Raw genomic sequence first — 11,634 nt, forward strand, 5'->3', positions numbered from 1 at the left:
TTAAGCCTGTCTTCGTCTCGCCCTCTCCCCTATCCCCCGTTATACTTGCCGGCTTTCCTGAATAAATGCCAACTAGGGTCCCGCCGCGCATGGATAAGACCTATCAGCCCCACGCTATTGAAACTTCCTGGTACAACACCTGGGAGTCCGAGAACTATTTCGCCCCACAAGGTGCGGGCGACCCCTACACCATCATGATTCCGCCACCGAACGTCACTGGCAGCCTGCACATGGGCCATGGCTTCAACAATGCGATCATGGATGCGTTGATCCGTTTCCGCCGCATGCAGGGTCGAGACACCCTGTGGCAGCCGGGCACCGACCACGCCGGCATCGCCACGCAGATGCTGGTGGAGCGTCAACTGGAAGCCACCGGCCAAAGCCGTCATGACCTGGGCCGCGAGAAATTCCTGGAAAAGATCTGGGAATGGAAGGACCAGTCCGGCGGCAATATCAGCCGTCAGATCCGCCGCCTGGGTTCGTCCGTCGACTGGAGCCGCGAGCGGTTCACCATGGACGACGGCCTGTCGGAGGCCGTTAAAGAAGCCTTCGTGCGCCTGCATGAAGACGGCCTGATCTACCGCGGCAAGCGCCTGGTCAATTGGGACACCAAGCTGCACACGGCAATCTCCGATCTTGAAGTGGAAAATCACGACGAGAAAGGCTTCCTGTGGAACCTCAAGTACCCGCTGGCCGACGGCGCCAAAACCGCCGAAGGCAACGACTACCTGATCGTCGCCACGACCCGTCCGGAAACCATGCTCGGCGACGCCGCCGTCGCGGTTAACCCGAATGACGAGCGCTACCAGGCCCTGATCGGCAAATTCGTCGAGCTGCCGCTGGTCGGCCGCCGCATTCCGATCATCGCGGACGACTACTGCGACCCCGAATTCGGCACCGGCTGCGTGAAGATCACCCCGGCCCACGACTTCAACGACTATGAAGTCGGCAAGCGCCACAACCTGCCGCTGCTGAACATCTTCGATAAAAACGCCGCCGTATTGCCAGCCTGCCAGGTGTTCAACCTGGACGGCACACTCAACGACAGCATCGACGGCAAAATCCCGGCCGCGTACGCAGGCCTGGACCGCTTTGAAGCGCGCAAGCAAATCGTCGCCGCGTTCGATGCCGCCGGCTTGCTGGTCAGCGTCGACGACCACGGCCTGAAAGTGCCGAAGGGCGACCGTTCCGGCACCGTCATCGAGCCGTGGTTGACCGACCAGTGGTACGTGTCCACCAAGCCGTTGGCCGAGCCTGCCATTGCTGCTGTCGAAGACGGCCGCATCCAGTTCGTGCCCAAGCAGTACGAAAACATGTACTTCTCTTGGATGCGCGACATTCAGGATTGGTGCATCAGCCGTCAGCTGTGGTGGGGCCACCGTATTCCGGCCTGGTACGACGAGTCGGGCAAGGTCTATGTCGGCCGCGACGAAGCCGAAGTGCGTGCCAAGCACAACCTCGGAGCCGACATTGCGCTGCAACAGGACAACGACGTACTGGACACCTGGTTCAGCTCGGGCCTGTGGACGTTCTCGACACTCGGCTGGCCGCAGCAGACTGAATTCCTCAAGAAATTCCACTCCACCGACGTGCTGGTCACTGGTTTCGATATCATTTTCTTCTGGGTTGCCCGGATGATCATGCTGACCATGCACCTGGTGAAGAACGAGGACGGCACGCCGCAGGTACCGTTCAAGACCGTGTACGTGCACGGCCTGGTGCGTGATGGCCAGGGCCAGAAGATGTCCAAGTCCAAGGGTAACGTCCTGGACCCGCTGGACATCATCGACGGCATCGACCTGGAAACCCTGGTGCAGAAACGCACCTCGGGCCTGATGCAGCCGAAACTGGCGAAGAAGATCGAGAAGCAGACCCGCGACGAGTTCGCCGATGGTATTGCCAGCTATGGCACCGACGCCCTGCGCTTTACCTTCTGCTCGCTGGCGTCCACCGGTCGCGACATCAAGTTCGACATGGGCCGCGTCGAAGGCTATCGCAACTTCTGCAACAAGATCTGGAACGCCGCGCGCTACGTGCTGGACAAAGGCGAGGACTGCGGCCAGAACGGCGAAGCCTATGAGCTGAGCCTGGCCGATCGCTGGATCATCTCGCAGTTGCAGCGCACCGAAGCCGAAGTAACCCGCCAGCTCGACCAGTTCCGTTTCGACCTGGCCGCGCAGGCCTTGTACGAGTTCATCTGGAACCAGTATTGCGACTGGTACCTGGAGCTGTCCAAGCCGGTGCTGTGGGACGAAAACGCGCCGGTCGAACGCCAGCGCGGCACCCGTCGCACCCTGGTGCGCGTGCTGGAAGTGGCGCTGCGCCTGGCGCATCCGTTCATGCCGTTCATCACCGAAGAAATCTGGCAGCGCCTGGCGCCGCTGGCCGGTATCGACGGCAAAACCATCATGCTGCAGCCGTGGCCGGTGGCCAATGAAGCCCGCATCGATGAAGCCGCCGAAAGCGATATCGAATGGCTCAAGACGCTGATGCTCGGCACGCGCAACATCCGCGCCGAAATGAACATCGGGCCGGGCAAGCCACTCGCCGTGTTCGTCAAGAACGCCAGCGCCGAGGATCAGCGTCGTCTCGATGAGAACGATGCGCTGCTCAAGAAACTGGCGAAGCTGGAGTCGATCACCGTGCTGGCTGATGGCGCCGAAGCACCGCTGTCTGCCACCGCACTGGTGGGCGACATGGAAGTGCTGGTGCCGATGGCCGGGCTGATCGACAAGGGCGCGGAACTGGCCCGTCTCGACAAGGAAATACTGCGCCTGCAAGGCGAAGTGCAACGGGTGGGCGGCAAGCTGTCCAACGCGGCATTCGTCGACAAGGCGCCGGCTGAAGTGATCGACAAGGAACGCGCCAAGCTGGCCGAGGCTGAACAGGCCCTGGGCAAGCTGGCGGAGCAGCATGCGCGGATTTCCAGCCTGTAAGGCTTGAGCCGTGTGAGAAAAGAGACCTTCGGGTCTCTTTTTTTATGTGGCAAACCCTCCCACATTTAACCCAGGTAGACAGGGGGAATGTGTGACAATGCCCACCACTTTGAGCCAACACCAGAATCAACATGACCGCCCCCACTACGCCCAAACCTCCGCGCAAGAAGCCCAAAACCGCCGCCACGGCCAAGCCCGTCGCACCGCGCAAAGAGGCTACCCTGCACCCGCGCAACCGCCACACGGGCCGTTACGACTTCCCGGCGTTGATCAAGACCACGCCGGAACTGGCGCAATTCGTGATCATCAACCCGTATGGCAAGGAAAGCATCGACTTCGCCAGCCCCGACGCGGTGCGCGTTTTCAATCGGGCGTTGCTCAAGTCGTTCTATGGCATCCAGCATTGGGATATACCGGCCGACTACCTGTGCCCGCCGGTGCCGGGGCGCGCCGACTACGTGCACTTCCTCGCCGACCTGCTGGCCAGCGGCAATGAAGGCAAGATCCCGCGTGGTTCGATCGTCAAGGTGCTGGATATCGGCATGGGCGCCAACTGCGTCTACCCGCTGATTGGCTATATGGAATACCGCTGGAACTTCCTCGGCTCCGAGGTGGACCCTACCGCCGTCGCAGCGGCCAAGGCCATCGTGCAGTCCAACGACCTGAGCAAGGTTATCCAGTTGCGCCTGCAACCCAACCCGAAGCAGATCCTGCTGGGCCTGCTGGAGCCGGGCGAGCGTTTTGACCTGACCATGTGCAACCCGCCGTTCCACGCGTCCATGGATGAAGCCACCAAGGGCAGTGAACGCAAATGGCGTGCCCTGGGCAGGGCCGATCCGAAGCGCAAGCTGCCGGTGCTGAACTTCGGTGGTCAGTCGGCCGAGCTGTGGTGTGAAGGCGGCGAAGCGCGCTTCGTGACGCAGTTGATTGCCGAGAGCGCGCATTTTGCGCACAAGGTGCTGTGGTTCAGCACCCTGGTGTCAAAAGCCTCCAACCTGCCGGCCATCGAAACCGCCCTGAAAAAAGCTGGCGTGCTGGAGAGCCAGGTGGTGGAAATGTCACAGGGGCAAAAGCAGAGCCGGTTCGTGGCCTGGACTTTCCAGACCAAAAACGAACAGCAGCTGTGGCGCCAGCGCTGGGTGCGCTAGGACTGAATCGCAGGCAACAAAAAACCGTGCCCGGATCGCTCCGGAGCACGGTTTTTTTTCTGCGTCTTACTTGTTAACAGCGTCGGTCAGGCCTTTGGCCACAACCAGCTTGATAACTTTTTTGGCAGCGATTTCGATGGCAGCGCCAGTCGAAGGGTTACGGCCAGTACGGGCAGGACGCTCGGTCACTTTCAGTTTGCCAACGCCTGGCAGAGTGATTTCGCCGCCGTTTTCCAGCTGATCGGCAACAACCTGGCTCAGTTGGTCCAGCAGAGCGCGCACGGTGGTTTTCGGTGCGTCTACTGCTTCAGCCAGGTCAGCGATCAGTTGGTCTTTAGTAATAGCCATTGTGGTGTTCCTTCCCTATCAAATTCATATGGATTGCAGAGTGCAGTGTCAGCCATCGAGCCCTGCCATCTAGGCCTGGCACCCCTGGCTTATAACCGTCGGAGATCGGGGTTATAGATGCTCTAAACAGGGATTGGTTCGACCTGACAGATGCTGAATGCACGCTTAACGCCGAGACTTGGCGCAAGACCGGGCAAAACTAGCACAGAGACGGGGAAATATCCGCCTCTACCTACCCATTTGGTCAGCTTTATCGCTCTAAACCGTGAAAAAAAGGCATATGGCCCGTAAGCGAGCGCGCAAAACACCTTCCAGGCGCCCCCCGACCAATGGGTGCGGTACACTGGACGACTTTTTGGGGAGGCCCACCGCTCCCCCTCAACCAGCCGAGAAGCCTATGCCGATCCGTCATTGCATCGTCCACCTGATCGACAAAAAACCCGACGGCACACCTGCAGTTCTTCACGCGCGCGACTCGGAGCTGTCCGAATCGGCCGCCATCGAGAACATGCTGGCCGACCTCAACGAGAGCTACAACGCCAAGCAGGGCAAGGCCTGGGGGTTTTTCCATGCTGAGTCCGGCGCGCATCCGTTCAGCGGCTGGTTGAAAGAGTATTTCGACGGCGGCCAGGATTTCACCACCTTCAGCCGCACAGCGGTCGAGCATCTGCAAAAGCTGATGGAAGAGTCCAACCTCTCCACCGGCGGCCATGTGCTGTTTGCCCACTACCAACAGGGCATGACCGACTACCTGGCGATCGCCCTGCTCCACCACAGCGAAGGCGTTGCGGTGACCGACGAGCTGGACGTAACCCCGTCGCGCCATCTGGACCTTGGCCAGTTGCACCTGGCGGCGCGCATCAACGTGTCCGAGTGGCAGAACAACAAACAGTCCAGGCAGTACATCTCGTTCATCAAGGGCAAGAACGGCAAGAAGGTCTCGGAATACTTCCGCGACTTCATCGGCTGCCAGGAAGGCGTCGACGGCCCCGGCGAAACCCGAACCCTGCTCAAGGCGTTCAGCGACTTCGTTGAGAGCGAAGACCTGCCGGACGAGTCCGCCCGCGAAAAGACCAAGACCCTGGTGGACTACGCCAGCAGCCAGGCCAAGCTTGGCGAGCCCATGGGCCTGGAAGAACTGTCGGGCCTGATCGACGAGGATAGGCCCAAAGCGTTCTACGACCACATCCGCAACAAGGATTACGGCCTGTCGCCGGAGATTCCGGCCGATAAGCGCACCCTTAACCAGTTCCGCCGCTTCACCGGCCGCGCCGAAGGCCTCTCGATCAGCTTTGAAGCGCACCTGCTGGGCGACAAGATCGAGTACGACGAAGCCGCAGGCACGCTGATCATCAAGGGCTTGCCGACCCAACTGACCGACCAGCTCAAGCGCCGCAACTGATGCTCGGCGGGGTCTTTAAAAAAGTCCTGCTGGTGTTGCTGGTCGTGGTGGTGATCCAGAACTGGGGCAAGATCGAGCGGCTGTTCAACCCGTCGCAGGTGGTGTCGGAGCAGGTACGCACCTCGGCGCGCGTGGTGCTTTATTCCACGCAATGGTGTGGCTACTGCAAGCAGATCCGCCGCTTCCTGGACAAGAAACGCATTGCGTACCAGGCCTTCGATATAGAGAAGGACGCCCAGGCCCGCACGGCGTACGAAGCGCTGGGCGGCGGCGGCATTCCGTTTGTGGACGTGAACGGCACGTTGATTCGGGATTACAACCCGGACGCGATCATGGCGGCGCTGAAATAATCAGCGCACCACGATCACCCGGCCCAGCAGGCTGTGTTGCTCAAACCCCAGCACGGCCTGCAAAGCCGTCAGCACGGCCGCCGGGTCCTTGCTTGGAAAGCTGCCGCTCACGCGCCTGGCGCCCATCTTCTCGTTGAGCAACAGGATGCGCCCCGGATAATAGCGGCCCAGGTCCTTGATCACGTCGGCCAACGGCGCCTTGTAATAATTGAGCCAACCCTCGCGCCAGGCCAGGCGTGATTCGCTGTCGACCGCGTGCAAGGGCTCGACCCGCCCATCGGCATAAGCCACTTGCTGGCCGGCCGTCAGGATCTGTTGCGGGCCTTGCTTCGACGCGGTGACACCGACCCGCCCGGACAACACCGTTACCTCGACGCCCGCCGGTTGCAGGCGCACTTCGAACTGTGTGCCCAGCACCCGCGCTTCGCCACTGCCCGCCTCGACCACAAAGGGCTCGCCAGTGTGGCTGACCTTGAAAAAACCGGCACCGCGACGCAGCCGGATAAGCCGCTCACCGTGGCTGAAATCCACGGCAATCGCGCTGTCCGCATCGAGGGTGACGCTGGATTGATCGGCGAGCATAAAGGTCTTTACCTCCCCCGGCGCGGTCACGTAATCGGCGCCCAGGTCATCGACCCAACGCGACGGCTGCCAGCCGGCGCCCATCGATACCATCAACAGCAGACAGGCGGCCATCGCCAGCGCGCCCGACCAGCGCGCCACCCGCGAGCGCCTGGAGGTGGCCATGGCGTTCAGGTAGCCCTGCAACGCAAGCGCCTCTTCATCCGCGAGTGTTCGCGCAGGCCCTTCGCTCAATTCCCACAGCACCTGGGCCTGGGAGTAGGCCTCGGCATGGGCGGGGTCGGCGCGCAGCCAGTGGCTGAACCTGAACTGGTCGCCGCTGCTGGGCTCATCGTGCAGCAGGCTCAGCCAGGCGAGCGCGGCCTGTTGCTGGGCGGGGGTCGGTTGGACGTTCACGGTGCTTTCCCTGGCGTGCGTGGCGGCGGTGGCTCGCGAAGACTGGCCTTGCAGGCTTCGAGGGCGCGCATCATATGTTTTTCCACGGCACTTTGGGACAGCCCCATGGCCTTGGCGATCTGCGCGTATTTGCGCCCGTGGATGCGATTGAGCAGGAAAATCTGCCGGGTGCGCTCCGGCAGGCTGCGCAGGGCGGCTTCGACGTGGCGCAGGTCGTTGCCCGCCTCCAGCGCGGCCTGGGGTTCGGCGCCGTGATTGTCCTGTTGCTCCGGCAGCCAGCCTTCACGGCTGCGCACACGGGCGCCTTCGCTGCGCAGGTGGTCAATGGCGATATTGCCGGCGCAGCGCAGCAGGTAGGTGCTGAGTTCTTCGACCTGCACCAGCGGCCGGCGCCAGAAGCGCAGGAATAAATCCTGCACCAGGTCGGCCGCTGTCGCGCGGCAACCGACGCGCCGGCTCACCAGGGCTTCCATCTGCGAACGCTGGGACAAAAACACCTGCAGAAAATACGCACGGCCGCACATCGCATCAACGGGCGGGCTGTCTTCGGAATCCGGTGGCGTGCTGATGATCATGGCGTGGGCTCAGAGGGTCACAAACGCCGCAACGGGGCTGGCCAACAACCCGGCACCCGCCAGGCTCAAGGCCAGCCTTGGCCAGTACGGCAACAGCAGCACCAGCAGCAGTGCGCTGAGCATCAGCACCGCGCACCACTCCACCAGGCCCTGGCTCCAGCCGGCAGCGGCGACGGCCGGCCAGATCGAGCCGGGCAACAGCAGCCAGCCGCTCACGCGCAAACCGACACGGCGCCGTGGCGTTGGCTTGCTGTGCAGCAGCTCGCCGTGGTGCCGGTCGGTGGACAGGCACAGCGCAGTGAATCCGACGTAGCACAACAGCAACGCGAGCAGCATGTCAGTGAGCCTCCTGCTTGAGGTTCAGCCGATGGGCGCGTTCGGCCTTGGGCCGAGGCGCCGTGCGGTGCCGCATCTTCCACGCAGCCCAGGCCAGGAAGGCTCCGCTGCCCAGGCATGTCAGGTCGAAGCCGGCCATGGCCCAGTCGCCCCTGGCCAGTGACACACCCAAGTGCTGATCGGTGGTGAGGGCGTTCAACAGCGGCACGGCCGCAAACAACAGCGCAGCGCAGCTCAGTTGCTCGACCCAGCCCTGGCGCCCGCGGCGCAGCGCGGCATGCAACAGACTCAGGCCCCAGGCAATAAAGAACGCCTGCACCTCCCGGCCGGAACGCTCGGCAAAGCTCGCCGGCAACAGGCGGTTGGCCCAGAAGAATGCGCCGATGGCGATCAACAGCCCGGACATGCTGGCGATGTTCAGCATCTCCACCAGTCGCAATTCAAACGGCATGACGCCGGTCCTGGCGTGCTTGAGCTGGCGCTTGCCCAGCCACATTACCAGCCCGGTGCCGATCATCGCCGTGCCGGCCAGGCCACAGATGAAGTACAGCCAGCGCAGCATCGGGCCAGCGAAATGGCCGATGTGCAGGCCATAGAACGTGCCGCTGACCAGCGTCGGCAACGACTGCCCGCCGCCCACCCGCAGCAACTCACCCGTGGCGCCGTTAAACGACACCACGCTGCCAAAATCCTGCGCCACACGGTCGGAGCCTGAGCGGAATATGTTCACCGACGCGTTCACATCGCCCGGGTTGTTCACCGCCAGCCGGCCGACCTGCCCGCCCGCCCATTGCGCGCGAGCCTGCGTGTACATCGGCACCAGCGACTGCAACGGCGCCGGCTGCCCGAGGGCCGGTGCGTTGTCGGTGGCGGGGAACAACTCGCTGAAGAACGCGCGGCTGTCGTCGCCGTAGGACGCCATGATGGGCGCCGGCATGACCATGCTCATGAAGATCACCAGGCTGCTGTAGGTGATCATCAAGTGGAATGGCAGCACCAGCACTCCCACCGCGTTATGCCCGTCAAGCCACGAACGCTGGCCCTTGCGCGGACGGAAGGTGAAGAAGTCCTTGAAGATTTTCTTGTGGGTGATGATGCCGGTGATCAGCGCCACGAACATCACCATGGCCGCGAGGGTCGACAGCCAGCGGCCCCATGGATAAGGCATTTGCAGCTGGAAATGGAAACGGTAGAAGAACTCGCCGCCTTTGCTGTCGCGGGCTTGAACGGCCTGGCCGCTGACCGGGTCAACGACCTTCTGGACGAAATTGCCGCGCTTGCCGGGGTCGAGCTTGTCTTGCCACATCACCGACAGGCCGGGATCGCGGCTGTTGGGCAAGGTGATGAACCAGCGCGCGGCGTCGGGCGCCTGCTGCTGCAGGTAGGCCTGGGCGACGGTGAGGCTGCGCGCATCGTCCAGCGGATGCGCCTGCACCTCGGGCTGCATCCAGTGGGTAATCTCGTCCTTGAAATAGGCCAGGGTGCCTGTCAGAAAAATCGCAAACAACAGCCAGCCAAAGATCAGTCCGGCCCAGGTGTGCAACCATGCCATGGCCTGACGAAAGCCCTCTTTCATGTGCGCACCATCCACAAACCCACGCCCGCCAGGGTGGCAAACGCCGCCGTCGGCAGCATCACGCCAAACCAGGCCCGCCAGGCGCTGCGGCAGGCAAAGCACCAGAGCACCGCGAGCAGGTAGAACACGAATGAGCTCATCATGCCGGTCACCACCGCATCGGCACGTGACGTCGGCAGCCACAGCGCCAGGCAAACAGCGGCCAGAGACGCCATCAGGTAGCCGCCGACCACGGCCGCCAGCACGCGTGAGGTGACGGCGAGGCGGTAGGAGACGGGCAGTGTGGTTTTGCTTTTCATTGCGGCGGCGCCAGATTATTCAGCTGGCGATATTAATGATAAATATTCTCATAAGCAAAACCGAACGGATGAATCACCTGCTCTGGCGCATTGCCGAACCCACTCGCGCGCCCTACAATGCGAACAATTCTTGTTCTCTAAAGCTTGCTCATGCTTGCGGAGTGTTTGCGTTGAGCCCGTCCACCACCGTCGAAGTCTTGTATCAGGACCATCACCACTGGCTCAACGGCTGGTTGCGACGCAAGCTCGGCTGCCCGGAAAGTGCTGCAGACCTGGCGCAGGACACCTTCATGCGCGTGCTCACCGCGCCGCCAACCCCCACACTGATCGAGCCCCGCGCGTTCCTCACCACCGTCGCCAAGCGGGTGTTGTTCAACTTCTACCGCCGCCAGGACCTGGAGCGCGCCTATCTTGACGCCCTCGCGCAGATGCCGGAACAGGTCGCGCCGTCGGAAGAAGAACGCGCGATCATCCTGCAAACCCTGCTGGAACTTGACCAGTTGCTGGACGGCCTGCCAACGCCCGTCAAACGTGCGTTCCTGCTGGCCCAGCTCGATGGCCTGACCTACGCGCAGATCGGCGCCGAACTGGGTATCTCCCTCGCCACCGTCAAACGCCATCTGAACAAAGCGGCCATGCGCTGCTACTTTGCCCTATGAATTTCTCGACCCAGGTGGCCGAACAAGCCGTGCACTGGCTGATGGAAATGCAGCAAGGCGCGCTCAACCCGCGCCAGCAGGCAGCCTGGCAACAGTGGCTGAATGCCCACAGCGAACACCAGCGCGCCTGGGACCACATCCAGCGTGTCAACCAGCGTCTGCGCGGCATGCCTTCGCCTCTGGCACACGCGGCGTTGAACGCGCCCACATCCAGCAGCCGGCGTCAGGCGCTTAAATTGCTGTTGATCCTCGGCGCCGGCTCGGCGGCGGCCTGGGGCCTGCGGCAGCAACATATGCTGCCGCCGCTGAGCGCCGATTACCGCAGCCCGGTGGGTCAGCGCCGCACGGTGCAACTGGCGGACGGCAGTCAGCTCAAACTCAACACCGGCAGTGCAGTGGATGTGCACTTCGATGGTCAACAGCGGCTGATCCGCCTGCTCGAGGGGGAAATCCTGCTGACCGTCCGCGCCGACGACACACCGCTGCGCGTACTGACCGGCCAGGGCCTGCTCAGCAGCCAGGCAGCGCGGTTGAACGTGCGTCAGTTCAATGACCATACGCAACTGGCGGTCTTCGACGGCCATGTCGAGGTGATGCCCAACCGCTACAGCGGCCTGCCGTTGACAGTGGACGCCGCGCGGCAGGTCAATTTCACCCGCAAGGGTTGGGACACGCCACGGCCCACCGACGCCAACAGCGGCGCCTGGGCCGACGGCATGCTGATGGCCGCGCACATGCGCCTGGAGGATTTCCTCGCCGAGCTGGGCCGCTACCGGCGCGGCCAGCTCCATTGCGACCCGCAGGTGGCCAACTTGCTGATCTCCGGCAGTTACCCGCTGGACGACAGCGAGCGCATTCTCGACCTGCTGGAAGTCAGCCTGCCGGTAAAAGTGCGGCGGTTTACCCGCTATTGGGTCACCGTGCAGGCGCGCGCCTGAAAATACTTTTCTACCGAGTGAGCCGTTTTCCATACCTCGCGTGACAGAGAAGGAAAGCCCCCTTGATCCGTCTTCTCAGGACCGCGTCC

The 11,634-nt window shown here is 62.6% G+C and carries 12 protein-coding genes; 6 read left to right on the forward strand and 6 right to left on the reverse strand.

From position 1 onward, the window contains the following. Positions 1-89: 89 nt before the first annotated feature. Positions 90-2,936 carry a valine--tRNA ligase gene (locus ACXX81_RS17485; protein WP_458572118.1) on the forward strand — a complete coding sequence of 949 codons (2,847 nt, stop codon included), beginning with the start codon at positions 90-92 and terminating at the stop codon, positions 2,934-2,936. A 131-nt stretch (positions 2,937-3,067) separates the two neighbouring features. Beyond that, the gene (gene rlmF / locus ACXX81_RS17490; RefSeq protein WP_209989037.1) at positions 3,068-4,084 is read left to right on the forward strand and encodes a 23S rRNA (adenine(1618)-N(6))-methyltransferase RlmF; all 1,017 of its coding nucleotides are present in this window, start codon (positions 3,068-3,070) and stop codon (positions 4,082-4,084) included. A 66-nt stretch (positions 4,085-4,150) separates the two neighbouring features. On the opposite strand, the gene ACXX81_RS17495 is transcribed toward rlmF, so the two are convergent. Beyond that, the gene (locus ACXX81_RS17495; protein WP_003188840.1) at positions 4,151-4,432 is read right to left on the reverse strand and encodes an HU family DNA-binding protein; all 282 of its coding nucleotides are present in this window, start codon (positions 4,430-4,432) and stop codon (positions 4,151-4,153) included. Between the two features lie 397 nt (positions 4,433-4,829). Here ACXX81_RS17495 and yejK point away from each other — a divergent pair, with 397 nt between their 5' ends. Further along, on the forward strand, positions 4,830-5,834 hold the full coding sequence (gene yejK, locus ACXX81_RS17500; protein ID WP_231423034.1) for a nucleoid-associated protein YejK: 1,005 nt from the start codon (positions 4,830-4,832) through the stop codon (positions 5,832-5,834). Continuing rightward, positions 5,834-6,184, forward strand: a complete 351-nt coding sequence (locus ACXX81_RS17505; protein WP_458572119.1) for a glutaredoxin family protein — start codon at positions 5,834-5,836, stop codon at positions 6,182-6,184. Before yejK ends, ACXX81_RS17505 begins: the two co-directional genes overlap by 1 nt. Here the strand turns inward: ACXX81_RS17505 and ACXX81_RS17510 are convergent, their stop codons facing one another. Genes ACXX81_RS17510 through ACXX81_RS17530 form a run of 5 tightly spaced genes read right to left on the reverse strand, consistent with a single transcriptional unit; the run spans position 6,185 to position 9,948 of the window. Further along, a complete protein-coding gene (locus tag ACXX81_RS17510) occupies positions 6,185-7,162 on the reverse strand; it encodes a FecR family protein (protein WP_458572120.1) in 978 nt (325 codons plus the stop codon). Further along, complete coding sequence (locus ACXX81_RS17515) at positions 7,159-7,737, reverse strand: RNA polymerase sigma factor (RefSeq protein ID WP_231423031.1); 579 nt, start codon at positions 7,735-7,737, stop codon at positions 7,159-7,161. Before ACXX81_RS17515 ends, ACXX81_RS17510 begins: the two co-directional genes overlap by 4 nt. Before the next feature lie 9 nt (positions 7,738-7,746). Beyond that, complete coding sequence (locus ACXX81_RS17520) at positions 7,747-8,073, reverse strand: DUF3325 domain-containing protein (RefSeq protein WP_458572121.1); 327 nt, start codon at positions 8,071-8,073, stop codon at positions 7,747-7,749. A 1-nt stretch (position 8,074) separates the two neighbouring features. After that, entirely contained in the window at positions 8,075-9,649 is a 1,575-nt protein-coding gene (locus ACXX81_RS17525) for a PepSY-associated TM helix domain-containing protein (protein WP_458572122.1), read from the reverse strand. Continuing rightward, a complete protein-coding gene (locus tag ACXX81_RS17530) occupies positions 9,646-9,948 on the reverse strand; it encodes a DUF3649 domain-containing protein (RefSeq protein WP_209989015.1) in 303 nt (100 codons plus the stop codon). Before ACXX81_RS17530 ends, ACXX81_RS17525 begins: the two co-directional genes overlap by 4 nt. 170 nt (positions 9,949-10,118) lie before the next feature. Here ACXX81_RS17530 and ACXX81_RS17535 point away from each other — a divergent pair, with 170 nt between their 5' ends. Continuing rightward, complete coding sequence (locus tag ACXX81_RS17535; RefSeq protein ID WP_209989011.1) at positions 10,119-10,607, forward strand: sigma-70 family RNA polymerase sigma factor; 489 nt, start codon at positions 10,119-10,121, stop codon at positions 10,605-10,607. Further along, the gene (locus ACXX81_RS17540; protein WP_458572123.1) at positions 10,604-11,545 is read left to right on the forward strand and encodes a FecR domain-containing protein; all 942 of its coding nucleotides are present in this window, start codon (positions 10,604-10,606) and stop codon (positions 11,543-11,545) included. Before ACXX81_RS17535 ends, ACXX81_RS17540 begins: the two co-directional genes overlap by 4 nt. Positions 11,546-11,634: the final 89 nt, after the last annotated feature.

Source organism: Pseudomonas sp. GNP013 (assembly GCF_054343995.1).